The following is a 26,061-nucleotide window of genomic DNA, read 5'->3' as shown; positions in this document are numbered from 1 at the left end:
ATGGGCGCAGGTGAGGGCATGCGAGCCGGTCGAGCTTCCGGCCGGGGAACGACGGGCGTACGCCGGACGGAGCGATCGTGAGCCAACGCACCCCATCACCATTCCGCCGGGATGCGCGCTGGGAGCGTGAGCCGTTCGCTCTCGCGTCATGGGCATTTCGTGCCGTGGTCTTCGGGTGTTTCGTCCTGACGACCACGGTGCTGCTGCTCTACGTCGCGCATTTCTTCCGGCCCGACTTCAGCAGCGACGACGCGGTACTGAACCTGCTCGCCGAAGCGATGTACGAGCAGGGGCGCCTGCTGCCGCACGGCTGGGTCGTCAACAACGGCGACCTGATGATGCCTTCCGGTGCGCTGCTGATCGCGCCGCTGCTGGCCTGGTGGCCGAACGGGTTCGGCCTGCATGCCGTGGCCAGCGTGACGCTGAGCGTGACGCTGCTCGCGCTCGCCGCCTGGTTCCTGCGGGTGCAGCGGATCGCCTGGCCGGCGGTGCTGGTGACGCTCACGCTATTCGCCTCGGGCTTCACCCGGGAGTTCACGGTCATGGTCTACGGCCAGACCACGTACTTCTGGTGGCCGGCCGGCTTCCTCGCCGGGGCCGGCTTGCTGCTGCTGCACCACCGGCATCGTGCGGGCACTGCCGGGACGACCTTCCGGCGGCAGTTCCTGGACTGGCGGCTGGTGCTGCTGGGCGTGGTGGTGGCCGCGATCAGCTTCGCCAATCCGAACCGCGTGCTGGTGATGATGGTGCTGCCGCTCTATGCGTTCGACCGGATGCTGGCCTGGCAGGCCGTTCCCGAAAGCCGCCGCGACCTGCGCGCGTGGCTCGGCGCGCTTTTGCCGGTTTCGCCCGCGTCACTGACGATAACGATCGCGTTCCTGGTGTCCGCGGTGGCCTACCGATGGCTGATGCATGCGGGCGTCACCGCGACCCAGCATTTCGTTTCCGCGCTGCAGCTGGCCGACGGAGCCGGCGTGCGCGAGCACGTCCGCATCTTCGTCAACGGCTGGTTCGACTACATCGGCGGTTCCCGGGTCGGTGACGCCAGCAAGCCGTGGGAGCCGTTCTTGCGGACGATCCGGACCTCGATCGCCGTGGCGCTGAGCGCCGTGGCCGTACTCGAGCTGCGCGACTGGCGCGTGGATCGCGATCCGGTGCGCCGCGCACTGTTCGTCGCGTTCCTGACCGCTTTCCTACCGTTGCTGGCGCTGTTCCTGTTGTTCAGCCCGCTCGCGCTGGACATGCAGAGCCTGCGCTATTTCACGGTCCCGTACGTGATCTTGCTGATGCTCGCCGCCTACCGGATCGAGCGGTGGCTGCGGCAGCCCTCGCGGCTGACGCTTGCGCTGGTGGCGGTGGGGTGCCTGCTGGTGACGGCCGGCGCCGTGCATCGGATGCTGCCGTTCGGCGCGACGTTCTGGACGACCCGCAACTCGAACCCGATCAACCTCGCCGAAGTGCTCGAGCGCGAAGGCCTGACGCGCGGCTATGCGACCTGGTGGAATGCCGGCGCAACCACGGTGCTGTCCGACACGGCGGTGCGGGTCAATCCGATCATGCTGGCGCCGACCTTGCTGCATCCGTTTCCGGTCATGGTCAATCGGGAATGGTTCGAGCCTTCCGCATACGTCGGTTCCACGTTTCTCGCCCTGGCCGGCCCGGAGACCCAGCCGGCGCAGCTCACCTACATCGAGGCCCGGCTCGGGCCGCCCGCGCGGGTTCTTCTCGATGCCGGCTATCGCATCCACGTCTACGATCACAACATCGCGGCCGACTTCACCTGCCTGGACATGCGGCCGCTGCTCGACGAGCCGCTGGCCGAAGCGGATTTCCCCAAGGTGCGGATCATCGCCGCGGCGTTCGTCGCGCCGACGCCCGGTTCGGGCGCCGGTGCCAGCCCCGGCCTGCGCGTGCGCCTGCGCAACGATACCGTGCGCTGGATCGGCGCGGCAGGCAGCCATCCCGTCACGATCGGCGTGCACCTGAACGATGCGGGCGGTGCCCCGGTGAACCACGATTGGCTGCATGCGACGCTCAATTGCCCGCTGGCGCCGGGCGAGGAGCGTACGGTGGGCGTCATGCTGCCGTCCGCGCCGCCCGGTGCGTACCGGATCACCGTCGACCTGGTCCAGGAGAACGTGGCCTGGTTCGCCGACAAGGGCGGCGCGACGCTTAGCCTGCCCCTGGAAATCCGATGAGCGAACAACCCGACAACCGCTGGGCCACCGACGCCTATCCGGACGAGTACAAGAGCGACATCGACAAGTCGTTGGCGTTCACGGGCCTGGACGTCGACGTCTTCACGCGCGGCAAGGCCGACAGCATCGTCGATCTGCTCGATCGCTGGCATCCGTCGGGTGCCGCCGGCGCCGAATGCCTCGACATCGGCTGCGGCATCGGCACGCTGCATCCGTTCCTGCGCGGGCGCGTGGGCAGCCTGGCCGGCGCCGACATCGCGGCCGACGCGATCGATACCGCGCGCGCGCTCAACCCCGGCATCGACTACCGCGTCTACGAGGGCCGGCGGCTGCCGTACGAGGACGCGACGTTCGACTTCTGCTCGACCGCCTGCGTCATGCACCACGTACCGCCGCCGCAGTGGCCGGACTTCGTCGCCGAAGCCTGGCGCGTGACGCGGCCGGGTGGCCTGTTCGCCGTCTACGAGCACAACCCGCTCAACCCGATGACGCGCCTGGTCGTGTGCCGCTGCCCGTTCGACCACGATGCGGTCCTGCTGCGCGCGCGGCGCGTGCTGGAGCTGATGCGCGGGCAGGGCTTCGAGCCGGTCGTCCGGCAGTACCTGTTCTTCGTGCCGGTCGACGCCGGCTGGGCGCGCCGTGTGGATCGCCTGCTCGGCTGGCTGCCGATCGGGGCGCAATACGTGGTCTGCGGCCGCCGCCCGGCCTGAGCACGGCGCCCGGACCGCTTCAGTCGACCCAGGCGGCGACCATCACGCGCTTGCGGTGGACGAGCTGCTCGTAGCCGTCGGCGGGCACCGGCAGCACTTCCACGCGCGCGAAGCCGATCCGTTCCAGGATCCAGCACAGCGCCTCCACGCTCGGCACCAGGCAGATGCCAGTGGTCGAGGCTTCCGGGCCGTGCGTCTCGCCGGTCTCGTCGATGATGCCGAAGCTGCCCTTGAGCGGGCGGACGAAGCGATAGCTGCCGTAGTCGACCCAGCCGGTCAGGCCGGGCACCACCTGGGTTTCGATCACGCAGACGCGGCGCGTCAGCGCGCGCGCCACGCGCAGGGCGCCGACCGGGTTCTCCAGGTGATAGATCAGGCCGAAGCACAGGACCAGGTCGTGGACGCCCAGGGCGTCAGCCGTCAGCGCATGCACGTCGCTGCGCTGAACCTGGACCTGCGCCAGCCCGAGCGCATCGCGGATCAGGCTGGCGTCGGCCACGTGCTCGGGGCGCGCATCGACGCCGATCACGGTGCCGAAGCCGGCCTGGGCCAGCTGGGCCGAGAACCAGCCCTGGTGGCAGGCCAGGTCCACGGCGCTGAGGCCGCCGCGCGCGGCCGGGAACTCGCGCGCCAGCAGTGCGTCGAGCATCTGCGAACGGGTGTGGTGGACCGCGTCGAGCTCGCCCTGGCCATAGGTCGGCGTGATCCGGCCCGACGGCAGCCGGAACGGGTAGAACCAGGTCTTGGCGAGCGCTTGTGCTTCGAGCGCGGAAGAGGCGGGCAGGGACATCGGGCGGGAGCCGGGACGCAGGGCGGGCCAGTGTAGCCGACCCCTGCGGGGATGGCAGCCCGGCCGGCAGCGTCCTAGCGGCCCGGTCGCGGCGGCGCAGATCCGGCTGCGCCGCCGCGGAGGCCGGTCAGGCCGAGATCGCCAGGCGCTCGCTGCGGTAGACGCGGGCGGTGACCAGGTACACCAGCACGGCCAGCGCCGTGGTAGCCGCGAAGCACAGCGCGATCTCGGTCGTCGTCACCGGATCGCCGCGCATCAGGCGGGTGATCGTCACCTGCTGCCCGACCAGCGGCACGCCGTACATCCAGGTCTGCGTCTTGAACGGGAACAGCGACATCATCAGCGTCGGCACGATCGGCACGAACATCAGCAGCGACAGGTAGGTCTGCGCCTCGCGGTAGCTCTTGGCGAACGCCGCGGCGAGCGTCTGCAGCGACGCCAGCAGGAACACCAGCGGCAGCATCACGATCAGCGTCAGCAGCGCGAACCGCGGGCCGATCTGCAGCGCCATGCCGAGCTTGCCGGTCGGCAGGAACAGTGCGGCGATCGAGAACGCGATGATGCTCAGCACCAGGGTCGTGAAGGCGAAGCTGGTGGTCGCCGAGAGCTTGCCGAGCAGGATCTGCGACCGCGGCACCGGATTGGCGAACAGCGGCTCCAGCGACTGCCGCTCGCGCTCGCCGGCGGTGGTGTCGATCGCCAGCGCCATGCCGCCGATGAAGGCACCGAGGATGAAGAAGTACGGCAGCATCGCGAACATCATGCCGCCGCGCGCCTGCGCCGTGGACTGGTCGCGGCTGGCGACGACGATCGGCCGCGTGACGGTCGGCGACAGGCCGCGCGCGATCACCCGCATCGTCGCGGTGCGCTGGCCGTAGCCTTCGAGCATGCCGCGCAGCCGCGACACCGAGCCTCCGGCGTCGCGCTGGGACTGGTCGAAGATCAGCTCCACCTGGGCCGGCTCGCCCTTGCGCCAGGCCTCGGCGTAGCTCGGCGGGATGCGCAGCACGAGGTCGGCATCCTGCTCGCGCACCGCGCGCTCCGGGTCGGCGGGCGCGTCCTTGATCTCGGCACCCTGCTGCTTGAGCGCCTCGATCAGGTTCGGCGCGTATTCGGCACCGACCACCGGTACCGGCAGCGGCTTCTCGGCCTTGTCCAGCTCGCGCGAGATGACGGCGTTGATGATCAGCACGAACATCAGCGGTGCCATCAGCGGGCCGGTGAGCAGCGTGTTGAGGACGGTGCGGCGATCGCGAAGGTTCTCGCGCACTTCCTTCAGGAAGACGGTCAGGATGGATTTCATGCGGCGAGCCCTTCTGCGGAACCGATGACCTTGACGAAGGCATCTTCGAGGTTGGAGGTGCCGGCCTGCGCCCGCAGCGCATCCGGGGAGGCATCGGCCACGACGCGTCCGCGCGCGATGACCACGATGCGGTCGCACAGCGCGCCGACCTCCTGCATGATGTGGCTGGAGAACAATACGCAGCGGCCCTCGTCGCGCAGGTGGCGCAGGAAGTCGCGCATCGCCCGCGTGGCCATCACGTCCAGGCCATTGGTCGGCTCGTCGAGGATGCAGTTCTTCGGGTCGTGGATCAGCGCGCGCGCGATCGCGGTCTTCACGCGCTGCCCCTGCGAGAAGCCCTCGGTGCGGCGGTCGGCGATCTCGTCCATGCCCAGCGCGGCGATCAGTTCCTCGCGGCGGCGTGCGATCGCCGCGTCGTCCATGCCGTGCAGGCGGCCGAAGTAGTCGATGTTCTCGCGCGAGGTGAGCCGCTTGTAGAGGCCGCGCGCATCGGGCAGCACGCCCAGCCGGCGGCGTACCGCAGCCGGGTCGGCGGCGGCGTCGATACCGTCGACCAGTACCTGCCCGCTGTCGGGCTTCATCAGCGTGTACAGCATGCGCAGCGTGGTGGTCTTGCCGGCGCCGTTGGGGCCGAGCAGGCCGGTGATCTCGCCGTCACGGGCGGTGAACGAGACGCCGTCGACGGCCTTCACCGCGCCGAAGGCCTTGTGCAGATCCTTCAGCTCGATCATGGGGCAGCTCCGTTGAAGTCGATGAAGTGGGGCAGGGGCCCATCGCGTCGGCGCAGGTGGCGTCGAGGCCGGCCGGGTCGAGGCGGTCCATGAACTGGCTGACCAGCTTCGGCAGGCAGCCGCGGCCCATGACCGAATGGCCCTGGCCCTTGGCGACGAGCAGGCGCGCGCGGGTGAGGGTGCGCACGATCTGCTCGCCGTAGCGCGGTGGCGTGACCGGGTCCAGCTCGCCGGCGAGCACCAGGACCGGCGTGTCGCCGGTCGCCGGCTCGTTGAAGTCGGCCGGCCGCTCGCCTTTCGGCCAGACCGCGCACTGGGCCTTGATGACGTCGCTCATCGCCGTGCCGAGCAGGCGGCCGGCATCGGCCGGATCGGGCACCAGGCGGTCGGCGTCCTCGGCGCAGATCACCGAGGTCGACATGCCGCTGCCGGCGAGCTCGGCCATGCTGTCGCTGAGGACCTTGAGCTGGCCCATCAACGGTGTGTAGTCGCCGTCCAGCGCGGCGCGTATCGAGCGCGGAATCAGCGCCGCCGATTCGGGCGCGTAGGCGAACATCCGCACCAGGCCGGCCAGGCTGATCGCGGTGAGCGGCCGTTCGACGGTCTCGAACGTGACCGGGTCGGGGTAGCGCACCGTGCGCGGCTCGGCCTGCAACGCGTCGCGCAGCTGCTGCAGGTTCGCGTAGGGGTCGCCGTAGGCTTTCGCGCAGGCGGCGTCGGCCGTGCACAGCGCGAACTGCGCCTTGAGCGCGTCCTCGAGATTGCGCGCGAACTCCGCGCCGAGCACCAGCTCGTTGGGCACCGGACTGTCGAGCACGATGCTGCGCACGCCGTCGGGGTGGCGCTTGAGGTACTGCTGCGCGACGCGCGTGCCGTAGGAGCCGCCGACCAGGTTGAAGGTCGGCCCGCCCAGCGCCTGGCGCAGCGCTTCCAGGTCGCGTACGGCCACCGTGGTCGTGTAGTAGCGCGGATCGGCATGCGCGCTGACCGCGGTCAGGCAGCGCTGGGTGGCGGCGCGGACCCGGTCCAGGTCGAAGCTGAAGGCGGCTGCGTCCGCATCGTCCTCGGCCGGGCAGGTCAACGCATTCGATCCGCCGGTGCCGCGCTGGTCCAGCAGCAGCACGTGGCGGCGCTTGCGCGCCGGCTCGAACGCGGCGGCCGTCAGCGGCCAGGCTTCGATCGCGGCCTGGCCGGGGCCGCCGGCGAGGAACACGATGAAGTCGTCGTCGGCCGCCTGCGTGCTCTTGAGCAGCGCCAGGTTCAGCCGGATCTTGCGGCCGTCCGGCGCATCCCAGTTCTCGGGCACTTCGAACGGCGCGCAGAACGCCGCCGTGGTGGCGGCCGAGCGCTTCTGCGGCAGCTCGCAGGCGGTGAACGCGAGCGAGCCGAGCGTGAAGTCGGCGGTGCCCGAAGGAACGGCGAAGCGGCCGCTGCTGGCCGGGGGCCGGGCCGCGGCGTCGGGCTTGTCGCGGAACCGGCCATAGGCGACCACGCCGATGGCGACCAGCACCGCGACGGCGATGCGCAGGTTTTTCTTCATGACACCCTCACTTGCTACGAGTCGGTTGCGTGGACCGGCGTGCATTGCGACGCCCATCCTGTGGATTGAAGGTTTCGTTCAGGGCTTTTCGTCACGGTCCGATTGCAGCCAGCCGTAGCGATACCGTGCGCGGACCCAGATCTGGGCCGCCAGCAGGCATCCGGCCATGACGAACGCCGCCACGCTCAGCGGGATGTGGACGGCGCCGTGCAGGTCGAGGAACACCAGCATCACGATCACGCCGAAGGACAGGCCGAAGCCGATCGTCATCGCCTCCAGCTCGATGCGCTGGCGCAGCTCGTCGCGTTTGCGCAGCCGGGCCACCTCCGCGTAGGCCAGCCAGATGATCGTCGGCAGCGGCAAGGCCGCGACCAGCACGCGCAGCACGCCCGGTTCCATCCGCCGCGCCAGCAGGCTCGAGGCGACCACGACGGCGACATAGGTCAGTACCGGCGGCCCCACGTCGCGCAGGTAGCGTGACCATTGCTTGTTCATCGGCTGTACTCCGCGGTCGTCACGACGCTTTGGCATCCGGGTCGAAGATCCTCTCGATCGTCAGGTCGAACAGGCGGGCGATCGCGAAGGCGAGTGGCAGGCTCGGATCGTACTTGCCGGTCTCGATCGCGTTGACGGTCTGGCGCGACACGTTCAGCTGCTCGGCCAGCTCGCCTTGCGACCAGTCCCGGGCCGTGCGCAGCTCGCGGACGCGGTTGTTCATGCGTGCTGGTAGCGCCACTGGACGATGCAGCGCGCCGCCCCGAAGACCAGGGCCAGCACCGGAAACACCCAGAGCAGCACGTCCCCGCCCAGGGGTATGACCTTGGCGGCGGCCAGGAAGCCCAGGGTCATGCTGGCGATGCTGACCACGCTGGCCGAGACCGCCAGGGCCTCCAGGTGCAGGCGGCGCTGCAGTTCGTCGCTGTCGCGGACGTGGCGGTAGATCGCACGCACCATCAGCGCCGCCGGCAGGACCGGCGCCAGCGCCAGCAGGGACCGCCACAGGAAGACGTCGCTGCGCAGGGCCATCGGCCAGGCCGTCAGCATCGTCGCCACGTAGAAGGTCGACGCGATCATCATCTCGCGCCCGTAACGCCGGTTCAGTCCGCGCATCGAGGCAGGCCTGTCAAGTTAGCTTGACAACAGCCTACGGTGGCGCCGGGCCGACTGTCAAGCGAGCTTTACAGATGACAGGGGCGGCTGAACGCATGACAGCGCGTGTCGCAACTCGCCATTTTTACGATGCGCGCCGGCAGTGGATGAATGGGATACGTCAAGAAAATGTCGATTGGATCGCAGAGTCCATTGGCACGCGTTATGCGTATCCAATAATCGGAAATTCTTCCACTCATTCATAAAGGGACAATATGAACATATTCAGTAGAACCTCGATCATGGCGGGCCTCGCATTGGCGCTGGGTTATTCAGGAATTGCCGGTGCGGATACCGTGACCAGTTCGTTCCAGGTACGCATGACGGTGCAGAAGGCCTGTGACGTGACCACCACGGCACCGACCGATCTGGACTTCGGCGCGCACGCTTCGCTGGCTACGGCGATCACCGGTCTTTCGACGATCACCGTCACCTGCACGCCGGGCTCGCCGTATACGGTCGGCCTCGGTGCCGGCCTGCACGCCGCGACGCCGGGCGACGTCGCGACACGGCGGATGAGCGACGGTGCCTCGCATTTCGTCCCCTACCAGCTCTACCAGGACGTCGGCCACACCACGCCCTGGGGCGAGACCATCGGCACCGACACGTTCGCCGCCACCGGCACCGGCAGTGCGCAGGCCGCCAGCGTCTACGGCCTGGTGCCGAGCGCCAATGCCAATGCCGGCGCCTACACCGACACGATCGCGGTCACGGTGACCTACTGAGCGATCGCAGGGATGCACCGCAGACTGCTCGCGCGCTTCGTTCTGGCCGCCGCTGCGCTGGCCGGCGTGCCGGCCGTGCCGGCCGCCGGCCTGCAGGTCACGCCGATCATGCTCGAGATCGGCCGTGAGGACGCCAGCACGCTGCTATGGCTCTCCAATACCGGACCGCGCGCGCTGCAGGCACAGGTGCGCGTGTTCCGCTGGACCCAGGTCGATCAGGACGACCGGCTGGTCGCGTCGGGTGATCTCCTCGCCAGCCCGCCGATGCTCGACGTGCCGGCGGGCGGGCGCCAGCTGGTGCGCATCGTCCGTGCCCCCGGCCTGGCGCGCGCGGCGGGCGAGCAGAGCTTCCGGGTGATCGTCGACGAGCTGCCCGGCGGCGGCGACGCGCCGGGCGAAGCCGCCGCGGGACCGGGCGTGCAGTTCCTGTTGCGCTATTCGATTCCGGTCTTCATCGCGCCGGAAGCCGGCGGACCGGCGCAACCGCAACTGGCCTGGCGATGGGTGGCGGCGCCGCCGGCGTTGGACGTGGTCAATACCGGGTCGGCGCGCGCGCAACTGAGCGAGGTCGAACTGGAGGATGCGTCGGGCGCGAAGATCGTGCTCAGCCGCGGCCTGCTCGGCTACGTGCTGGCCGGATCGCGGATGCGCTGGCGGTTGCCGGTCGACGGTCCGGTGCCGGCGACGGTGCGCGTGCGTGCGAGGGTCAACGGTGAGTGGCTGGAACGTACGATCACGCACGCTGGCGACGATCGCTAGCCTGGCCTTCGCCTGGCTGCCGGTCGGCACCAGCGCGGCGGCGGACCCGGCCGTGTCCGGCGCCGCCACGTTGTACCTGGACGTGATCCTCAACGGCACGGCGCAGCCGGGCCTGGCGGTGTTCGAGTTGCGGGACGGGCGCCTGTGGGCCGGCGCCGACACGTTGCGGGGCCTGCGGTTCCGCGCCGGTCCGACGGCGGGGGATACCTGGATCGACCTGGCCGGCATGCCCGGCGTGCGGATCGACTACGATGCGGCGCGCCAGCGCGTGACGATCGATGCACCGGTGTCGCTGCTGGACATCGCGCCGGCCGTGCTCGGCGCGCCGGTCGATGACGTGCCGGCGGCCACGGCATCGCCGGGCCTGCTGCTGAACTACGACCTGTATGCCTCGTACGCATCCGAGGGCGCCCGGGCCGTCAACGGCTATGGCGAGCTGCGGGCGTTCGGCGCCGCCGGCGTGCTGAGCCATTCGGGCATCGTGCAGGCCGGCGTCGCGGACGGCCACGGGCGCCGCGGTTCGGTGCGGCTGGACACGTTCTGGTCGAAGGCGTTCCCGGAGCGGATGCTGACGCTCACCGTCGGCGACCTGCTGACGCGCGGGCCGGAATGGGCTCGGCCGACCTACGTCGGCGGCATCCAGCTGGCACGCGACTTCAGCCTCCAGCCGTATCGCCTGACGATGCCGTTGCCGGCGTTCTACGGCGAAGCGGCCGCGCCCTCGGCGATCGAGCTGTACATCGACGGCATGCGCCAGTACAGCGGCCAGCTGACGGCCGGACCGTTCCAGCTGAACACGGCGCCGCCGGTATCGGGCGCCGGACTCGCGCAGATCGTGCTGACCGATGCGCTCGGACGCGTGACCACGTTCGACTTTCCGTTCTATGCCACGCCGCTGCTGTTGCAGCGCGGCCTCAGTGACTATTCGGCGGAACTCGGCTTCGTGCGGCGCAACCGCGGCCAGGCCTCGTTCGACTATGCCGGCGATCCGGTCGCCAGCGGCCTGTGGCGCCACGGCCTGACCGATCGCCTCACCGTCGAGACGCATGCCGAGGCGGGCGGCGACACGGCGCTGGCCGGCGGCGGTGCCCATCTCCTGCTCGGCATGGCCGGCGTGCTCTCGGCCGCGCATGCGCGCAGCCGCCATGCCGGGGCGAGCGGATCGCTGACCAGCATCGGCTACCTGCTGCGGCAGCGCCGGCTCCAGGTGGGCGTGCAGGGCAGTCGTACGCAGGGCGCCTACCGCGACATCGCCAGCGATTTCGGCCGGCCGCCGCCGCGGGCCAGTGCACGGGCGTTGCTCGGCCTCGACGCCGGCCGCATCGGCAACCTCGGGCTGGTCTTCGCCCACCTGCGCTACCCGGACGAGCCGGCGTCGCGCTACGTCAGCGCGTCGTGGTCGCGTTCGATCGCGAGGCGGGCGGCGCTGCATGTCAACCTCAACCGCAACCTGGAGGATGCCCGCGACCGTGGCGTCTTCCTCGGCTTCACGATGAGCCTGGCCGGCCCGGTGCAGCTCGGTGCCTCGCTGCAGCGCGAGCGCGGGACCGACACGCTGACGGTCGAGGTGGCGCGCCCGATACCCGGCGACGGCGGCACCGGCTGGCGCGCCCAGGCGCGCGGTGGCGACGGCGATGCCGGTGGCCTGGCCGAACTCGGATGGCGTGGACCCTGGGCGCAGCTGCTGGCCGGTGCGCAGGCGTCCGGTGACGAGCGGATGGCTTATTCCGGAATGAACGGCGCCCTGGTCTGGGCCGCCGGGCACCTGTTCGCGACGCGGCGCGTGGACGATGCCTTCGCGGTCGTGTCCACCGCCGGCGTCGGCGACGTGCCGGTGCTGCTCGAGAACCGCCCGATCGGCCGCACCGATACCGATGGCGTACTGCTGGTGACCCCGCTCAACGCCTATCAGCGCAACCGCATCGCGATCTCGCCGCTGAACCTGGCGGCGGACCTGCGGGCCGACGTCGTCGAGCACAGCGTGGTGCCGATGCGCGGCACCGGCACCCATGTGCGTTTCGACATCGCCGCGCGGGACGGTATCACGCTGACCCTGGTCGACACGGCCGGCAAGCCGCTGCCGGCAGGAAGCCGCATCCGCCGGCAGGGACATCCGCCCGCCGTGGTCGGCTACGACGGCCTGGCCTACATCGAGAACCTGGAGGACGACAACGTGCTGGAGATCGAACGGCCCGCAGGCCCCTGCCGTGTGCGATTCGCGCGGCCGGCGCGGCCGGCGGCCACCACGCCGGGACCGCTGACATGCCGATGAGCCACGCGGTGCGCACAGCGGCGGCGCTGCTGGCGGCCGTGCTCGGCGGCGGCGCACAGGCGGTGACGACCTGCAGCGCCACGATGACCGACATCAGCTTCGGCGCCGTGGACCCGCTCGGCGGCCTGGTCGACGCCACCGCCACGATCAACTACCAGTGCACCTACAGCAGCGGACTGCTCGGCAACCTCTACGGCGTCTATGCGCGGTTGTGCCTGAGCATCGGCACCGGCGCGCAGGGCACCGGCATCGCGCCGCGGCAGATGACCAACACCAGCGGCGACGTCATGGCCTTCCAGCTCTACCGCGACGCCGGCCACAGCCAGACCTGGGGATCGATCGATACGCCGGGGACGCCGCCGCTGCAGCGCGACCTGAGCTTCACGATCCTCGGCGTCGGCACCACCCGGACCGGCTCGGCCACCGTCTACGGGCGCGTGCCGGCCGGACAGACCGGGCTCGGCATCGGCAGCTACGCGAACGCGTTCAGCGGCATCCACACCCGGCTGTCGTTCCGCTACAACGAGGTATTGCTGAGCCTGGGCACGTACCCGGCGGACTGCGGCACCGCCAACAACGGCACGTTCGCGTTCACGGCGAACGCCAACGTGGCGCCGGCCTGCACGGTCAGCGCTGCCGATCACGATTTCGGCCCGGTGGACGGGCTGCTCGGCGTCGCCCACGATGCCGCCTCGGCGATCAGCCTGCGCTGCACCTATCGCGCGCCGTGGCAGGTGAGCCTGGGCAACGGCCAGAACGCGTCGGGAACCGCCCGGCGCATGAGCGGCGCCGGTGGCCTGATCACCTACGAGCTCTATCGCGACATCGCCCGCAGCCAGCGCTGGGGCAGCAGCCTGGGCATCGACACGCTGGCCGGGACCGGCACCGGCACCACGCAGAACCTGACCGTGTACGGCCGGGTTCCGGCCCAGGCGCCGCGCGCCGCGGGCCTGTACACCGACACCATCGTCGTGACCGTGACCTACTGAACGCCGCGTGGCCGGCGCGCCTTCAGCGCGAGGACACGTACTTCTCGCGCCGGATCTGCCGTACCGCCAGGCCGGCGTGCTGCAGCAGCGCGAAGCTCTCGTCGACCATGTCCGGATTGCCGCACAGGTAGGCGATGTCACGTGCCGGGTCAGGTGCCAGGTCGGCCAGCGCGACCTGCACGCGGCCGTTGCGGTCGCCCGGACGCGGCGGCGTGCGCGGCACGCGGCTGAAGCACGGATGGAAGCTGAAGCCGGGCACGTCCCTGGCGAAGGCCTCGAACTCCTCGCCGTAGAGCAGTTCGGCCTCGTTGCGGGCGCCGTAGACCAGCGCCACCTCGCAGCCCCGCTCGCCGATCGCCTGTGCCAGCGACGGCAGCATCGCCCGGTACGGCGTGACGCCGGTGCCGGTCGCCACCAGCAGATAGCGCCCGTTGTGGTCGCCGTCCTGCAGGCAGAAGCGCCCGTACGGACCGCTCGCATCGATCGTTTCGCCGACCGCCAGGTGCGCCAGCCGTTCGGTGGCGGCGCCGCCGCTCACGTACGAAACGGCGATCTCGACCCGTCCGCCAGCGGACGGGTCGTCGCTGCGGGTGGCGATCGAGTAGCTGCGCTTGGTCGGGGTGCCGTCGGCGTACTGGAAATGGAACTGGATGAACTGGCCCGGCACGAAGGCCACCGGCTCGCCGTCGGTGCGCTCGAAGGTGAGGTGCCGCACGCTGGGAGCCAGCATCCGGCCGGCGGTGAGGCGCAAGGGAAACAGCCTGATCACGGGGAAGGGAACCAACCGGTGGTCGCGGCCCGCTATACTAGCAGGGCCATGTCGGCCCTCCCCGCGTTGCCCCATCCCCCACTCCGATGAATACCGTGCCCGCGCTCGAACTCCACGAGCTGCGCAAGATCTATGCGACCGGCGTCGAGGCGCTCAAGGGCGTGACCCTGAGCGTCCAGCCCGGCGATTTCTTCGCGCTCCTCGGCCCCAACGGGGCCGGCAAATCCACGTTGATCGGCATCGTCAGCTCGCTGGTCAATGCCTCCAGCGGCGAGGTGCGGGTCTTCGGCGTCGACCTGCACGCCCAGCGCGCCGCGGCGATGCGCATGATCGGCCTCGTGCCACAGGAGATGAACTTCAACCTGTTCGAGAAGCCGTTCGACATTCTCGTCAACTACGCCGGCTTCTACGGCATCCCGCGGGCCGAAGCGATCGTCTGCGCCGAGCAGGAACTCAAGCGCGCCCAGCTGTGGGACAAGGCGCAGACGATGTCGCGCAACCTCTCCGGCGGCATGAAGCGGCGGCTGATGATCGCGCGCGCGATGATGACGCGGCCGCGGCTCCTGATCCTCGACGAGCCGACCGCCGGCGTCGACATCGAGATCCGCCGCGGCATGTGGCGCACGCTGCGCGAGGTCAACGCGGCCGGCACCACCGTGATCCTGACGACGCACTACCTCGAGGAAGCCGAGAGCCTGTGCCGCAACCTGGCGATCATCGACGGTGGCCGCATCATCGAGCAGGGGCCGATGAAGGCATTGCTGGCCAAGCTCGACGTGGAAGGCTTCGTCCTGGACATCGACGGCCCGCTGCCGGACCGGCTGCCGGAGATCGAAGGCGTCATGCTGGTGGCCGAGGACGGCCACACGCTGGACCTGGAAATGCCCAGGGCGATGGACCTCAACCGCGTGTTCGCGACGCTCGATGCCGCCGGCATCCGCGTGCGCTCGATGCGCACCAAGTCCAACCGCCTGGAGGAACTGTTCGTGCGCCTCACCGGAAACCGCGAGGCCGCCGCATGAGCACGCCCTCGACGCATCCCAACCTGGTCGCCTTCCTGACGATCGTGCGCCGCGAGGTCATGCGCATCCTGCGCATCTGGGGGCAGACCCTGGTACCGCCGGCGATCACGATGACGCTGTACTTCCTGATCTTCGGCAGCCTGATCGGCAGCCGCATCGGCGACATGGGCGGCCACGACTACATGGACTTCATCGTGCCGGGCCTGGTCATGATGTCGATCATCCAGAACAGCTACGGCAACATCTCCTCGAGCTTCTTCGGCGCCAAGTTCGGCCGCCACGTCGAGGAGCTGCTGGTCAGCCCGATGCCCAACATCGTGATCCTGTCCGGCTACGTGGTCGGCGCGGTGGTGCGCGGCCTGATGGTCGGCGTGATCGTGCTGGGCATCGCGATGCTGTTCACGCACGTGCGCATGCCGCACCCGCTGGTCACGCTCTCGACCGTCGTGCTCGGCGCGACGATCTTCTCGCTGGCCGGCTTCGTCAATGCGGTCTACGCCAAGAAGTTCGACGACATCGCGATCGTTCCGACCTTCATCCTGACCCCGCTGACCTACCTCGGCGGCGTGTTCTACTCGGTCAAGCTGCTGCCGGAATGGGCGCAGACGCTCACGTACGCCAACCCGATCTTCTACATGGTCAACGCGTTCCGCTACGGCCTGCTCGGCGAGAGCGACGTGCCGCTCGGCATCGCCTACGCGCTGATGATCGGTTTCACGGTGGGGCTGACCGCACTCGGCCTGTGGCTGTTGCGCACCGGGACCGGCCTGCGCTCCTGAGCGTGATCCACCGGCCGAGCGTGGCCGGGCGGTCGGTCAGCGCGGGGCCGGCAGCGCCGCCAGCCAGGCGGCGATCGCGTCGATCGAGGCGTCGTCCAGCCGGCTGGCGACGTCGCGCATGATGAAATCGTTGCTGGTGTGCACCAGCTTGCCGCTGCGATAGTCGCGCAGCCGGGTCGCCACGTACTGCGCCTGCTGGCCGTAGAGCAGCGGATAGGTCCGGTACTGCGTATCGCGGGAGGCCTCGGACGCGGCCAGTACATGGCCCTTGGCATCGGCGCCGTGGCAACCCTGGCACGGGGGTACGCCGCGCGCCGGGTCGCCGTCCCGGTACAGCGTGCCGCCGCGGTCGAGGATCGCCGGCTCGGCTGCCGCCGCGGGTGGCGGTACGTCCAGCGCCAGGCCGGCGTAGTGCACGGCGAGGTTGCGCAGGTCGGCATCCTCGAGCGGCTGCACCAGCGCCGTCATCGGCGACTCGGGCAGGGTTCCGCTCTTGTAGCGCAGCAGTTCCTGGTAGAGATAGTCGGCATGCTGCCCGGCCAGGTTCGGGAACAGCGGTACCGGCGAGACGCCGTTCGCGCCGTGGCAGGTGAAGCACAAGGTGGCGGCCTTCTCGGCGCCCGCGGCGGCATCGCCCTGCACCGGCTCGATCCGGCGCAGGTCGACGTAGTCGGCCGCACGGGCCGCCGGAGCGCTGCCGAGCAGGGCCAGCGCGAGGCCTTGGAATGCGAACAGTCCCAGCGTCTTCATCGCGCCCTCACAGTCTGATCGTCAGCAGCAGGCCGACCAGGTTCGCGTCGTAGTCCTCCGGGCCGCCGTCGCTGTAGACGCGATGGTCGATGACCCGGGCCTCGTCGAAGCCGAGGTAGTGCCAGTCGCTGACGCGGCCCCGCTCGTAGTAGTCGAACAGGCGCAGCGACACCTGCTCGTTGATCGGCATCGTCACGCCCAGCGTCAGCGAGTTGAGCTTGTACTTCATCGTCGGGAAGGCGTTGCCGGTGTAGGCGGCCACGTCCGGCCAGGCCAGCGCCAGTTCCGACGCGAAGCGGTAGTGGGTCAGCCCGCGCGACCACAGCCAGTTCCAGGCGGCGTCCACCTTGAACCGGCGGAAGTCGTGCACGAAGACCGCGCCCATGCTGTGGTTGCGCTGTTTGTCGTCGACCCACCAGCGGCCGGCTTCGGGATAGGTGGCGCCGCCGAGCACCGGATCGGTCTGTGCCGCCGCGCCGTCCTCGTTGACGTTGGCGATGCCGAGCTTGGACCGGTCGTAGGCGTAGAACAGGCTGGCGTTGGTGCGCGGTGAGGGCTGCCATTCCCATTGCAGCGTCGCGCCGAGCGTGTCGAGCTTCTGCCGGCCCAGCTTCGCGTCGTAGTCGTTCCAGTCGCCGCGCAGCGAGGCGGTGAAGCTCATGTCCTCGCGCGGCATCACGGTGGCCATCAGGTCGATCTTGTTCTGGTCGCGGCTGGCCATGTCGTACTTGCGCAGCGCATCGACCGTGTGCGCCGGCAGGCCGCCTTCCGGTTCCACGAAGCCGGGCAGGTGCTCGGAGAACGTGAACGCATAGGGATCGTAGTCGTAGCGGTCACCGGACCGGCGCAGGTAGACGTAGTTGGCGCGCAGCGTCAGCCAGCCGAGTGCGCGGTTGGTCCAGTTGAGCTTGACCGTGCTGTCGTCGACCTGGCTGCGTTCGCGGTGCGAAGGCTCGTTGCGCGTGAAGCTGAAGGTGGCGCCCAGGCTGTCGCGTGCCGACAGCCGCCAGTCCGCCCCGATGTTGGCCTCGGTCGTCTGCGTATCGAGCGGCAGGCTCATCACGCGCGTCAGGATCGACGCCCCGGTGACCGGGTTCCAGATGCCGACCTCGCCCGGCACGACGGTTCCCTGCGAGCCGTTCTCGGCGACGTAGCCGTATTCGCCGGTCAGCGGGTTGTAGGCGAGGTAGGTGTTGCGGTAGTCCTCGCGATAGAAGCGCAGGCCGCCGCGCCAGGTCAGGTCGGCGGTCGGCTGCAGCACGACGCGCGCGTCGACCAGGGTGGTGTCGATGCGCATGTCGGCCGACCGGCGCGACAGCGACGCCGGCGTGTTCCAGTCGGCGCACGCGTACAGGAACGGGTTGGTCGGGCCGACCTGGCCGTTGCCGACGAGGTCGATGCCGAAGGTGCCCGTGCAATTGATCGGCGCCAGCAGATCGTCGTCCTGGCGCATGCTCGCGCCCGAGGCGGTGACCGAGAACTGGCCGTTCATCGGCAGGCTGCGGCTCAGGGTGGCGCGCAGGCTGTGGTAGTCGTTGTCGGGCTCGGTCGAGAACTGGCCCTGGGTCAGCTGCGAACTGCGTACGCCCGGGCCGGTCACCACGTTCCACAGCGCATAGGGCTGCTCGTAGGTGAAGCTGCGGTAGCGGTCGCGGTAGAACGACCCCGAGTAGCCGATGTCCATGCGCCAGCGGTTGCCGACGAAGCGGATGCCGGCATTGGTGTTGACGGTGCTGTCGTCGATCGGCCGGATCGTCTCGAAGATGCCGCCGTTGTCGGCGAACGCGAAGTTGAAGAAGAACGGTCCGCCGAACGGCCGCGTGCCCTCGCGCTGCTCGTCGGTGACGTTGAAGTAGCCGGTCCAGCGCGGATCGAAGAAGTAGTTGATCCCGAGGCCCTGCTTGTCGCGGTTGACCTGCAGCACGCGCTCGGGCGCGGCGGCGGACACGGCCGCGACCTGGGCCGGGGTGCTGGCGCCGGGAACCAGGCCGCCGGCGAGGGTCAGGTTGTTGCTGCCCACGCCGTCCCAGATCGAGCGTGCGTTGCCGCTGACCACGTTCTGCGTCGAGCGGGCGTACGCCTCGATCTTGTAGCTGCCGGCGCGGCCGACCGTGCCCTTGATGTACTGGTCGTGCTCGCTGATGTGGCTGGCGCGCACGTCGATGTAGCTGCCGTCGGACGGTCGCACGAAGTGCAGTTCCAGCAGGCCGAGGACGAAGCCGTCGTCCCAGCCGGCGTAGCGGCGCCACAGCGCGCTCTTGTCGTCGCCGCCGATGGTGAAGTAGCCGAACTGGATCGAGGAGTCGTACTGCTGCCAGGCACCGCTGCCGTCGAGCACCGGCGGCTCGGCCGGACAGGCGTACAGCGTGCCGGTCGGCGTGCGCTTCTCGCCGGGGCGCAGCCATGTGGTGCCGCGCGGATCCTTCGGATCGGCGGCGGCGCCGGCGCTGGGGTCGAACTTGTTGGCGATCCACAGGTCCACCCCGACGCCGCTGTCGGCCGCGGCGGGCGCGGACAGGGCGGCGGCCACCGCCAGGGCGAGGCAGCAGGTCGGGTTCCGCGACGGGATGCGCATGGCAGGCCTCCTACTTGTGCAGCCGTGGACCGGAGGGGTTGTTCGATCCGTGGATCTGCGCGTGGCAGGTGATGCAGCCGCGTCCCATGATCCGCTCGTCCGGATGCGGTCCGCCGGCGAGCGACTGCGGCGTCTGCAGGTCGTTGGGATGGCGCAGGTGCGAATGGCACTGCTGGCACAGGAACGGCACCGGCGCCACCAGCAGGCTCAGCTGGTTCGATCCGTGCGGCGTGTGGCAGTTGAGGCAGCTGCCGCGGACCGGGGCGTGCTCGAACAGGAACGGGCCGCGCTTCTCGGCGTGGCACTGGTAGCAGGTCTCGTTGACGCTGTTGGTCTTCAGCAGCGGATTGGTCAGCGAGCCGTGCGGGTTGTGGCAGTCGGCGCAGGTCATCTGCCCTTCGGGCAGCGGCATGTGCGAGCGCCGGTCGAACTGGGCGCGGATGTCGCGGTGGCATTGCGCACAGGTTTCGTTGATCGACGTGCGCGCCATCGAGCCTTCCGGCGAGACCCGTCCCATCGGATTGTGGCAGTCGCTGCAGGACAGCCCGTTGCGCTGGTGCACCGAGCCGAGCCAGTGGTCGCGGGCGCCGCCCTGGTGGCAGGCCAGGCAAGTCTGCGTCTGCACCTCGATCGGCGTGCCGGCGCCGTGGGTGAAGCCGATGATCAGTCCCTTCTCGGGGGGCTGCGCCGCATGCGCGGAACCCGGGCCGTGGCAGGCCTCGCAGACGGGCGCGCCGGGCGTGGCGGCCGCGGCGGCGCGCAGGCCGAGCGCGTGCAGCGTGTGGCTGAAATGATCGTTCTCGAGCGCATGGCAGGCGGTGCAGACTTGCTCGCCGACCGCCTTGGCATCCGGCGCGGCGGGATTGTGCGCCACCGCGGCGTAGGCGAATCCCGGCGGGGCGTCGCCGATCGGCTTTCCCTCGCCGGAGAGGTTGGTCGCCGGCAGCATGTCGGCCAGCTGGTCGCGCGACTGCTGCGCCGGCAGCGGCAGCGGCGCCAGCAGCGCCAAGCCCGCGCCGGCCACGGCGGCGGTGGCCAGGAGAATGCGCAACAGGATCGGTCCGGGCTGCAGCATGGCCGGTCAACTCCAGGAGACGGGAAGGCGTCGCTGCGCGGCGGACGCGGGCGAGACGATCGGGAGGCGGGCACCGGCAAGGCCGGGCGGGCGGGTCGCGGCGGCGACACGCTGGGAGGACCGCCGATGCCGCGCACAGGGATGTGCTGCGGATCGCGGCAGGGCTGGCGACAGCTGGCCCACGATGGCACCCCAATTTGGTCGGGCCACGGCACAGTGCCCCGCCGTGGCCCGACCGAAACTAAACCCGTTGGTTTATGTCGGTCAAGCAGATTCGATGCTGCTGTGCATCAGGCCCGCACGCGAATGCGATGATCCGGTCCGCGCAGGCGGGTCACTCGGTGCCGCGATGACGGCCCCGCCAGGGCGCGTAGAACGCGCGCAGGCGCGTCAGGTCGGCATCGAGGTCGTCGCTCGGCACGAACGGGGCGCCGATGCCGATCGTCTTGTCCGGATAGTGGAAGTAGATCGGCAGGATCGGCACGCCGGCCTTGCGCGCGATGTGCCAGAAGCCGGTCTTCCAGCGCGTCACGCGCTTGCGCGTGCCCTCCGGCGTGATGCCGAGCCAGAACCGCTCGCTGCGCCGGAAGCGTGCGGCGGTTTCATCGACGATGCCGTGGGTCGCGCTGCGCTCGATCGGAATGCCGCCGAGACGGCGCAGCACGGTGCCGAGCGGGAAGAAGAACAGCTCGCGCTTGACCATGAAGCCGATGTCGGCGCCCAGCGCGACCTTCGCCAGTAGGCCCCAGATGCCGTCCCACCAGGACGAATGCGGCGCGCCGATCAGGACCAGCTTCGGAAGGTCGGGCAGCGTGCCGGTCACGCGCCAGCCGGCGCGTTCGAGCAGCCAGCGCGCCAGGCGCCGGCCGGGCCCGGGTGCATGCTGCGGCGCCGACGGCGGCATCGCCGGCCAGGCAGGTGCGGTCACTCCCCGCCCCAGTCGCGGCGTCCGCGCCCCTGCTTGATCGTGCCGCGCGATTTCTTGGCCTCGATGCGGCGCTCCTTGGCGGCACGGCTGGGCCGGGTGGCGATGCGCGGCTTGGGGACGTGCAGCGCGGCGCGCACCAGCTCGGCCAGGCGCGCACGCGCATCCTCGCGGTTCTTGGACTGGTCGCGGAAGCGGCTGGCCTGGATCACCAGCACGCCGTCGGCCGTCATCCGGCGGTCGCGGCGCGCCAGCAGGCGCTCGCGGACCGGATCGGGCAGCGACGGCGAGCGGGCGACGTCGAAGCGCAGCTCCACCGCGCTGGCGACCTTGTTGACGTTCTGGCCGCCGGGCCCGCCCGCGCGGACGAAGCTCTCGACCAGTTCGTCATCACCGATCCGGATGCGTCCGTCGATATCGAGCATGGGCTCCCCGGTGCCGGTTCGCTCTAGTCGCGGAAGTTGTCGAACTGCAGCGGCATCGCGATGTCGGCCGCGCGCAGGAAGGCGATCGCCGCCTGCAGGTCGTCGCGCTTCTTGCCGTTGACGCGCAGCTTCTCGCCGTTGATCTGCGCCTGCACCTTGAGGCCGGACTCCTTCAGCCGCTTGACGATGTCCTTGGCCAGCGGCTGGTCGATGCCCTGCTTGAGCGTCACGCGCTGGCGCGCACGGCTGAGGTTGGATTCCGGGTCGGCGATCTCGGCGCAGCGGATGTCGATGCCGCGGCCGGCCAGGCGGACCTTGAGGATGTCGAGCATCTGCTTGAGCTGGAACTCGACCGGCGCCGAAAGCGTGACCACGCTCGCATCGAGCTCGAAGCTGGCATCGCTGCCCTTGAAGTCGAAGCGCTGGCCGATCTCGCGATTGGCCTGGTCGACGGCATTGGTCAGCTCGTGCTCGTTGATCTCGGAAACGATGTCGAAGGAAGGCATCGGCCGATTCTAGCAGGTGGCGTCGAGCGTCCTGGTCCGGCCGGGCGGCCGCGGTCTATCGCGGGTCGGCACCGGCGTCGGCCTGCCCGGACGTGTCCGGCGACGGCCAGCCGAAACGGTCCAGCAGGCGCAGCCAGCCGGCATCGAGCGGGGCGTGCAGCTCGAGCGGGTGTCCGCCCACCGGGTGGCGCAGCCGCAGCCGCCAGGCGTGCAGCAGGAGGCGGTGCGACTGGAAGTGTTCGCGGAACAGCCGGTTGTGTTCGCCGCGGCCGTGGCTGGTGTCGCCGATCAGCGGGTGATGGATGTGCGAGAAGTGGCGGCGGATCTGCCGGTAGCGGCCGGTTTCCGGGACGATCTCCACCAGCGCGTAGCGCTGGCACGGATAGCGGCTGATCGCGATCGGCACCTCGACGGTGGCCAGGCGCTGCCAGCGCGTCAGCGCCGGCTTGCGCGGGCCCGATTCGCGAACACCGGGCAGCGGATAGTCGACCTGGCCGGTCGTTTCCGGCCAGCCGCGGCAGACGGCCAGATACCGCTTTTCCACGGAGCGCGCCATCAGCTGGCGCCCCAGGTCCGCGGCGATCTCGGCATTGCGCGCGACCAGCACGATGCCGCTGGTCGCGCGGTCGAGCCGATGGACCAGCTGCACCGGACCGCCCGCCTGCGCGCGCAGGCGATCGATCAGGTAGTCGCTGTCGCTGCCGACCAGCCGGCTGCGATGGACCGCCAGCGCGGCCGGCTTGTCGACGGCCAGCAGGTGATCGTCGCTGTACAGGACCGGCAGCGGTGCTTCGACGCCGCCGCCGGCGCTCACCGCTTGGCGTCTGCGGCCCGCTGCACCTCGTTGAGCAGCACCTGGGCGCTGCGCACGGCCATCTGCGAGGACTTGGCCAGCGCGGACTTGCCGAAGCCGCTGTTGTTGGCGGTCTCGGCGCTCATCTGCGCCCGGATCTCGCCGGCACCGGTCACGCACTCGTTGACCCGGCGTGTCAGGTCGGCGTTGTTGAGCTGGCTGCGTTCGATGATCTGGCGCGCCTGCTGGCAGAGGTGATCGAGTTCCTCCGCCGAGCTGTTGAAGCGCTGCTCGGTGGTCTCGCCGACCGGTTCGAACGTGTTGACCGGCGCCGCCGGTGCGGCCACGGGCGGCGGCGGTGGCGCGACGGCCGGCTGTTCGGCAGCGGGCAGCGCCGGCAGGGCGGCCAGCAGCTTCATGGCCCGCTCCGTCGGCTTGGACTTGGCCAGGTCGGTGAACAACAGCTGCTGCGGGTTGCGCGTCGCGTCGTTCAGCCAGCCCTGCACGGTGCGGCGGCACTCGTCCTTGTGGTCGCCCAGATAGGCCTCGGGCAGGCCGCTCTGCAGCTGGCCGTCGCCGGACCACGCGCGCAGGCAGTTCACGGCGTCGGCGTCGACGCGGTAGTCGGGCTGTCCTTCGGTATGCAGCAGCTTGGACAGCTCGGCGTCGGTCAGGCCGTCGGCCTTGCCGCTGCAGCCGGCGAGGGCCGCCAGGCAAAGGCCGAGCGCGGTCGAAAGAGCAAGGCGCGGGTAGGTCATCGGGATCTCCATCAGGTATCGGTAGAACGCAGGGCCGCGAAGAAGGCGCCGGTCGCGCCCAGCAAGGCCAACCATGCAGGCCAGGGAACATCGCCCGCCCGTGCGGTATCGGGTGCGGACGTCCACAGCAGCGCGGCGGCGACCACCAGGGCGGCGCCCAGCATGCGCCAGCCAGCGCTGCGCCGGTCGCTGCGGGCAGTGCCGGCCAGGCGCTTCAGATCGTCGGATGCGAGGCGAAGTTCCAGCCGGCCCTCGGTCGCCTGCTCCAGCAGGCGGTGCGTCAGGGTCGGCATGTCCGGTGCCGCGGCCAGCCATTCAGGTACGCGCCGCCGCAGCCGCGCCAGCAGCGCGCGCGGGCCGTGGCGCCGCCGCCAGATCCGCTCCAGCACCGGCTTGGCGGTGGCCCAGATGTCGATCGACGGGTCGAGCAGGCGTCCGACGCCCTCGATGTTGAGCAGCGTCTTCTGCAGCAGGATCAGCTGGGGCTGCAGCACCAACTGGTAGCGGCGCGCGGTCTGGAACAGCTTGACCGTGACCTCGGCCAGGGAGATCTCGCTGAGCGGCCGCGTGAAGTACGGTTCGCAGACGGCGCGCACGGCCGACTCGAGCTCGTCCAGGCGGACGCTCGCCGGCATCCAGCCGGCACGCACGTGCAGCTCGGCGATGCGCCGGTAGTCCTGGTTGAACAGCGCGATGAAGTTCTCGGCCAGCCAGTACTGGTCGGCCTCCGGCAGCGTGCCCATGATGCCGAAGTCGAGCGCGATGAAGCGCGGGTCCTCACGGCGGGTGGTGTCCACCCAGATGTTGCCGGCATGGGCGTCGGCGTGGAAGAAGTTGTCGCGGAAGACCTGGGTGTAGAACAACTCCACACCCTTGGCCGCCAGCCGCCGGCGGTCGATGCCGGCGGCGTCGAGGGCTGCCAGGTCGTCCACCGGGATCCCGCTGACGCGCTCGAGCGTCAGCACGCCGGCGGTGCTGTGCGACCAGTGGACCTCGGGCACCTTCAGGTCGTCGGAACCGGCGAAATTGCGGCGCAGCAGGCTGGCGTTGGCCCCCTCGCGTTGCAGGTCCAGCTCGTTGACGAGGGTGGTCTCGATCTCGTCGACGACCTCGTGCGGCCGGATCTTGTCGGCATTGGGATGATGGCGCGCGGCGACGTCGGCCAGCGCGCGCAGCAGCGCGACGTCCCGCGCGATGCGCGGCGCGATGTCCGGCCGCAGCACCTTGACCACGACCGCGCGGCCGTCCGGCAGCGTGGCCGCGTGCACCTGGGCGATCGACGCGGAGGCCAGCGGCGTCTCGTCGAACGCGGCGAACAAGGTCGCGACCGGCTTGCGCAGCTCGCGCTCGACGGCGGCGCGGGCGACGGCACCGGGAAACGGCGCGACGCGATCCTGCAACGCGGTCAGCTCGTCGGCGATGTCCGCCGGCAGCAGGTCGCGACGGGTCGAGAGGATCTGCCCGAACTTGACGAAGATCGGCCCGAGTTGGGTCAGCGCCAGTGCCAGGCGGGCGCCGCGCGGCTGGCTCGCGACCGCTGCCGACGGTCCGGGCAGCAGACGGCGCAGCCAGCGCAGCGAACGGCCGCCGCGCGCGTCGTCGACGAGGTCGAACAGGCCGTGCCGCGATGCCACGATCAGGATGCGGCCGAGGCGCGGTACCAGGCGCACCGGTGTCACGTGCCGGCGCCCGGGACCCGGCCCGCCAGCCGCTGTACGCGGGCGTGCAGGCGATCGCTGCGCTCGCGCAGCGCGTCGACCTCGTCGAGGAAGGTCTCGACCTCCGCCTTGGCGACCAGGTCGCGGCTTTCCTCGACCAGGTAGTCGGCGGTGTCGCGCGCCAGCGCACCGGCCGCGGCGCGCACCCAGCCGGCGCCGCCCCGGGCCAGCCGCGCGACCTGGAAGCCGGCGACGTCGCCGAACGCGCGGGCGAAGGCCTCGTCGATGTCGGGCGTGAAACCGTGGACGATCCGCTCGAGCCGCCGTGCCAGTTCGGCATCGCCGGCGATCTCGATGCGACCCGGCGCCAGCGGGGCATCGCCACCGCGGGTGGCCGCCATCGCCAGCAGGGCGCCGGGCGTCGCGGCCAGGCGCAGGTCGCCGTCGTCCGACGCCGGTCCGATCCGCAGCCGGCCCTCGTCCACCGTGGCGCGCAGCGCCAGGCCGGTACCGTCGAACCGCAGCACCACGCTGCGCCCGTCCAGCGCGGCCACGCGCCGCCCGGTTTCCGGGTCGAGCGCCAGCGCGCGTGCCAGCGCCTCCTCGAGCAGGCGGCCGAGAATGGACAGGGTGCGGCTGGGAGTGCGGGCGACGCCGGCGGCGGGGGTGGGCATCGGCCGATTCTACCGTGACCGCGGCGCGCCACGCCGCCGCGGCCGGACCTTCCGGCGGAGCGAAAGCCCTTGCGGGATTTGCCGCCGGTTCTTCTATCTGTCTTTCAAGGGGCCGATCCGTACCGGAATCGCGGCTTCGCAGACCGGGAACGTCAACGATCCGGCGGTAGCCGCCGGGCCGCCGTC

26 protein-coding genes are annotated in these 26,061 nt (G+C 70.4%); 8 read left to right on the top strand and 18 right to left on the bottom strand.

What is annotated here, in order from left to right:
* Nucleotides 1-77: 77 nt before the first annotated feature.
* On the top strand, nucleotides 78-2,198 hold the full coding sequence (locus tag I596_RS17700) for a hypothetical protein (protein ID WP_150132247.1): 2,121 nt from the start codon (nucleotides 78-80) through the stop codon (nucleotides 2,196-2,198).
* The gene (locus I596_RS17695; RefSeq protein ID WP_067651046.1) at nucleotides 2,195-2,908 is read left to right on the top strand and encodes a class I SAM-dependent methyltransferase; all 714 of its coding nucleotides are present in this window, start codon (nucleotides 2,195-2,197) and stop codon (nucleotides 2,906-2,908) included. The genes I596_RS17700 and I596_RS17695 overlap by 4 nt, the downstream gene beginning before the upstream one ends.
* Nucleotides 2,909-2,927: 19 nt before the next feature.
* Here the strand turns inward: I596_RS17695 and I596_RS17690 are convergent, their stop codons facing one another.
* The 7 genes from I596_RS17690 to I596_RS17660 form a co-directional block, all read right to left on the bottom strand.
* Nucleotides 2,928-3,698 (bottom strand): class I SAM-dependent methyltransferase, encoded by a 771-nt coding sequence (locus I596_RS17690; protein ID WP_067651043.1) that lies wholly within the window; start codon nucleotides 3,696-3,698, stop codon nucleotides 2,928-2,930.
* 127 nt (nucleotides 3,699-3,825) lie between these two features.
* Complete coding sequence (locus I596_RS17685; protein WP_067651041.1) at nucleotides 3,826-5,001, bottom strand: ABC transporter permease; 1,176 nt, start codon at nucleotides 4,999-5,001, stop codon at nucleotides 3,826-3,828.
* Nucleotides 4,998-5,732: an ABC transporter ATP-binding protein gene (locus I596_RS17680; RefSeq protein ID WP_067651038.1), complete on the bottom strand. Its 735-nt coding sequence runs from the start codon at nucleotides 5,730-5,732 to the stop codon at nucleotides 4,998-5,000. Before I596_RS17680 ends, I596_RS17685 begins: the two co-directional genes overlap by 4 nt.
* On the bottom strand, nucleotides 5,656-7,272 hold the full coding sequence (locus tag I596_RS17675) for an alpha/beta hydrolase (protein WP_223303874.1): 1,617 nt from the start codon (nucleotides 7,270-7,272) through the stop codon (nucleotides 5,656-5,658). Before I596_RS17675 ends, I596_RS17680 begins: the two co-directional genes overlap by 77 nt.
* A gap of 78 nt (nucleotides 7,273-7,350) precedes the next feature.
* The gene (locus tag I596_RS17670) at nucleotides 7,351-7,767 is read right to left on the bottom strand and encodes a hypothetical protein (RefSeq protein ID WP_067651035.1); all 417 of its coding nucleotides are present in this window, start codon (nucleotides 7,765-7,767) and stop codon (nucleotides 7,351-7,353) included.
* A 19-nt stretch (nucleotides 7,768-7,786) separates the two neighbouring features.
* Nucleotides 7,787-7,990: a helix-turn-helix transcriptional regulator gene (locus I596_RS17665; protein ID WP_067651032.1), complete on the bottom strand. Its 204-nt coding sequence runs from the start codon at nucleotides 7,988-7,990 to the stop codon at nucleotides 7,787-7,789.
* Nucleotides 7,987-8,382 carry a hypothetical protein gene (locus tag I596_RS17660; RefSeq protein ID WP_150132246.1) on the bottom strand — a complete coding sequence of 132 codons (396 nt, stop codon included), beginning with the start codon at nucleotides 8,380-8,382 and terminating at the stop codon, nucleotides 7,987-7,989. Before I596_RS17660 ends, I596_RS17665 begins: the two co-directional genes overlap by 4 nt.
* 335 nt (nucleotides 8,383-8,717) lie before the next feature.
* Between I596_RS17660 and I596_RS17655 the strand changes: the two genes are divergently transcribed.
* The 4 genes from I596_RS17655 to I596_RS17640 are packed head-to-tail and all read left to right on the top strand — an operon-like array spanning nucleotide 8,718 to nucleotide 13,166.
* The gene (locus tag I596_RS17655; RefSeq protein WP_223303873.1) at nucleotides 8,718-9,146 is read left to right on the top strand and encodes a Csu type fimbrial protein; all 429 of its coding nucleotides are present in this window, start codon (nucleotides 8,718-8,720) and stop codon (nucleotides 9,144-9,146) included.
* Nucleotides 9,147-9,158: 12 nt separating this feature from the next.
* On the top strand, nucleotides 9,159-9,905 hold the full coding sequence (locus tag I596_RS17650) for a fimbrial biogenesis chaperone (RefSeq protein ID WP_067651023.1): 747 nt from the start codon (nucleotides 9,159-9,161) through the stop codon (nucleotides 9,903-9,905).
* A complete protein-coding gene (locus tag I596_RS17645; RefSeq protein WP_083965707.1) occupies nucleotides 9,859-12,177 on the top strand; it encodes a fimbria/pilus outer membrane usher protein in 2,319 nt (772 codons plus the stop codon). Before I596_RS17650 ends, I596_RS17645 begins: the two co-directional genes overlap by 47 nt.
* The gene (locus I596_RS17640) at nucleotides 12,168-13,166 is read left to right on the top strand and encodes a Csu type fimbrial protein (RefSeq protein ID WP_083965706.1); all 999 of its coding nucleotides are present in this window, start codon (nucleotides 12,168-12,170) and stop codon (nucleotides 13,164-13,166) included. The genes I596_RS17645 and I596_RS17640 overlap by 10 nt, the downstream gene beginning before the upstream one ends.
* 22 nt (nucleotides 13,167-13,188) lie before the next feature.
* On the opposite strand, the gene I596_RS17635 is transcribed toward I596_RS17640, so the two are convergent.
* Nucleotides 13,189-13,926, bottom strand: coding sequence for a ferredoxin--NADP reductase (locus tag I596_RS17635; RefSeq protein ID WP_425478816.1), 738 nt, complete (start codon nucleotides 13,924-13,926; stop codon nucleotides 13,189-13,191).
* A 95-nt stretch (nucleotides 13,927-14,021) separates the two neighbouring features.
* Here I596_RS17635 and I596_RS17630 point away from each other — a divergent pair, with 95 nt between their 5' ends.
* Both I596_RS17630 and I596_RS17625 read left to right on the top strand, forming a co-directional pair.
* On the top strand, nucleotides 14,022-14,957 hold the full coding sequence (locus I596_RS17630; RefSeq protein ID WP_067651014.1) for an ABC transporter ATP-binding protein: 936 nt from the start codon (nucleotides 14,022-14,024) through the stop codon (nucleotides 14,955-14,957).
* The gene (locus I596_RS17625; RefSeq protein WP_067651011.1) at nucleotides 14,954-15,736 is read left to right on the top strand and encodes an ABC transporter permease; all 783 of its coding nucleotides are present in this window, start codon (nucleotides 14,954-14,956) and stop codon (nucleotides 15,734-15,736) included. The genes I596_RS17630 and I596_RS17625 overlap by 4 nt, the downstream gene beginning before the upstream one ends.
* A 36-nt stretch (nucleotides 15,737-15,772) precedes the next feature.
* Here the strand turns inward: I596_RS17625 and I596_RS17620 are convergent, their stop codons facing one another.
* From I596_RS17620 to I596_RS17575, 10 genes are all read right to left on the bottom strand, one after another.
* Nucleotides 15,773-16,486, bottom strand: a complete 714-nt coding sequence (locus I596_RS17620; protein WP_067651007.1) for a c-type cytochrome — start codon at nucleotides 16,484-16,486, stop codon at nucleotides 15,773-15,775.
* A gap of 7 nt (nucleotides 16,487-16,493) precedes the next feature.
* Nucleotides 16,494-19,061: an MtrB/PioB family outer membrane beta-barrel protein gene (locus I596_RS17615; RefSeq protein WP_067651004.1), complete on the bottom strand. Its 2,568-nt coding sequence runs from the start codon at nucleotides 19,059-19,061 to the stop codon at nucleotides 16,494-16,496.
* Between the two features lie 10 nt (nucleotides 19,062-19,071).
* Nucleotides 19,072-20,136: a DmsE family decaheme c-type cytochrome gene (locus tag I596_RS17610; RefSeq protein ID WP_083965704.1), complete on the bottom strand. Its 1,065-nt coding sequence runs from the start codon at nucleotides 20,134-20,136 to the stop codon at nucleotides 19,072-19,074.
* A 334-nt stretch (nucleotides 20,137-20,470) separates the two neighbouring features.
* The gene (locus I596_RS17605; protein WP_067652265.1) at nucleotides 20,471-21,040 is read right to left on the bottom strand and encodes a lysophospholipid acyltransferase family protein; all 570 of its coding nucleotides are present in this window, start codon (nucleotides 21,038-21,040) and stop codon (nucleotides 20,471-20,473) included.
* A 20-nt stretch (nucleotides 21,041-21,060) separates the two neighbouring features.
* Entirely contained in the window at nucleotides 21,061-21,486 is a 426-nt protein-coding gene (arfB, locus tag I596_RS17600) for an alternative ribosome rescue aminoacyl-tRNA hydrolase ArfB (protein WP_067651001.1), read from the bottom strand.
* A 23-nt stretch (nucleotides 21,487-21,509) separates the two neighbouring features.
* A complete protein-coding gene (locus tag I596_RS17595) occupies nucleotides 21,510-21,992 on the bottom strand; it encodes a YajQ family cyclic di-GMP-binding protein (protein ID WP_067650998.1) in 483 nt (160 codons plus the stop codon).
* A gap of 55 nt (nucleotides 21,993-22,047) precedes the next feature.
* Nucleotides 22,048-22,806 (bottom strand): pseudouridine synthase, encoded by a 759-nt coding sequence (locus I596_RS19115; protein WP_223303871.1) that lies wholly within the window; start codon nucleotides 22,804-22,806, stop codon nucleotides 22,048-22,050.
* Nucleotides 22,803-23,543, bottom strand: a complete 741-nt coding sequence (locus tag I596_RS19110) for a hypothetical protein (protein ID WP_223303870.1) — start codon at nucleotides 23,541-23,543, stop codon at nucleotides 22,803-22,805. The genes I596_RS19115 and I596_RS19110 overlap by 4 nt, the downstream gene beginning before the upstream one ends.
* A gap of 11 nt (nucleotides 23,544-23,554) precedes the next feature.
* Nucleotides 23,555-25,222, bottom strand: coding sequence for a ubiquinone biosynthesis regulatory protein kinase UbiB (ubiB, locus tag I596_RS17580; protein ID WP_150132244.1), 1,668 nt, complete (start codon nucleotides 25,220-25,222; stop codon nucleotides 23,555-23,557).
* Nucleotides 25,219-25,875 (bottom strand): ubiquinone biosynthesis accessory factor UbiJ, encoded by a 657-nt coding sequence (locus tag I596_RS17575; protein WP_067650992.1) that lies wholly within the window; start codon nucleotides 25,873-25,875, stop codon nucleotides 25,219-25,221. The genes ubiB and I596_RS17575 overlap by 4 nt, the downstream gene beginning before the upstream one ends.
* Nucleotides 25,876-26,061: the final 186 nt, after the last annotated feature.

The organism is Dokdonella koreensis DS-123, from assembly GCF_001632775.1.
GTDB lineage: Bacteria > Pseudomonadota > Gammaproteobacteria > Xanthomonadales > Rhodanobacteraceae > Dokdonella > Dokdonella koreensis.
This window is presented reverse-complemented; position numbering and strand designations above follow the sequence as displayed.

Excerpts from the sequence above, each read along its gene's own strand:
- I596_RS17695 (WP_067651046.1), top strand. The coding sequence starts at position 2,195 with ATGAGCGAACAACCCGACAACCGCTGGGCCACCGACGCCTATCCGGAC.
- I596_RS17690 (WP_067651043.1), bottom strand. The coding sequence starts at position 3,698 with ATGTCCCTGCCCGCCTCTTCCGCGCTCGAAGCACAAGCGCTCGCCAAG.
- I596_RS17685 (WP_067651041.1), bottom strand. The coding sequence starts at position 5,001 with ATGAAATCCATCCTGACCGTCTTCCTGAAGGAAGTGCGCGAGAACCTT.
- I596_RS17680 (WP_067651038.1), bottom strand. The coding sequence starts at position 5,732 with ATGATCGAGCTGAAGGATCTGCACAAGGCCTTCGGCGCGGTGAAGGCC.
- I596_RS17675 (WP_223303874.1), bottom strand. The coding sequence starts at position 7,272 with ATGAAGAAAAACCTGCGCATCGCCGTCGCGGTGCTGGTCGCCATCGGC.
- I596_RS17670 (WP_067651035.1), bottom strand. The coding sequence starts at position 7,767 with ATGAACAAGCAATGGTCACGCTACCTGCGCGACGTGGGGCCGCCGGTA.
- I596_RS17665 (WP_067651032.1), bottom strand. The coding sequence starts at position 7,990 with ATGAACAACCGCGTCCGCGAGCTGCGCACGGCCCGGGACTGGTCGCAA.
- I596_RS17660 (WP_150132246.1), bottom strand. The coding sequence starts at position 8,382 with ATGCGCGGACTGAACCGGCGTTACGGGCGCGAGATGATGATCGCGTCG.
- I596_RS17650 (WP_067651023.1), top strand. The coding sequence starts at position 9,159 with ATGCACCGCAGACTGCTCGCGCGCTTCGTTCTGGCCGCCGCTGCGCTG.
- I596_RS17640 (WP_083965706.1), top strand. The coding sequence starts at position 12,168 with ATGCCGATGAGCCACGCGGTGCGCACAGCGGCGGCGCTGCTGGCGGCC.
- I596_RS17630 (WP_067651014.1), top strand. The coding sequence starts at position 14,022 with ATGAATACCGTGCCCGCGCTCGAACTCCACGAGCTGCGCAAGATCTAT.
- I596_RS17625 (WP_067651011.1), top strand. The coding sequence starts at position 14,954 with ATGAGCACGCCCTCGACGCATCCCAACCTGGTCGCCTTCCTGACGATC.
- I596_RS17620 (WP_067651007.1), bottom strand. The coding sequence starts at position 16,486 with ATGAAGACGCTGGGACTGTTCGCATTCCAAGGCCTCGCGCTGGCCCTG.
- I596_RS17615 (WP_067651004.1), bottom strand. The coding sequence starts at position 19,061 with ATGCGCATCCCGTCGCGGAACCCGACCTGCTGCCTCGCCCTGGCGGTG.
- I596_RS17610 (WP_083965704.1), bottom strand. The coding sequence starts at position 20,136 with ATGCTGCAGCCCGGACCGATCCTGTTGCGCATTCTCCTGGCCACCGCC.
- I596_RS17605 (WP_067652265.1), bottom strand. The coding sequence starts at position 21,040 with ATGCCGCCGTCGGCGCCGCAGCATGCACCCGGGCCCGGCCGGCGCCTG.
- arfB (WP_067651001.1), bottom strand. The coding sequence starts at position 21,486 with ATGCTCGATATCGACGGACGCATCCGGATCGGTGATGACGAACTGGTC.
- I596_RS17595 (WP_067650998.1), bottom strand. The coding sequence starts at position 21,992 with ATGCCTTCCTTCGACATCGTTTCCGAGATCAACGAGCACGAGCTGACC.
- I596_RS19110 (WP_223303870.1), bottom strand. The coding sequence starts at position 23,543 with ATGACCTACCCGCGCCTTGCTCTTTCGACCGCGCTCGGCCTTTGCCTG.
- I596_RS17575 (WP_067650992.1), bottom strand. The coding sequence starts at position 25,875 with ATGCCCACCCCCGCCGCCGGCGTCGCCCGCACTCCCAGCCGCACCCTG.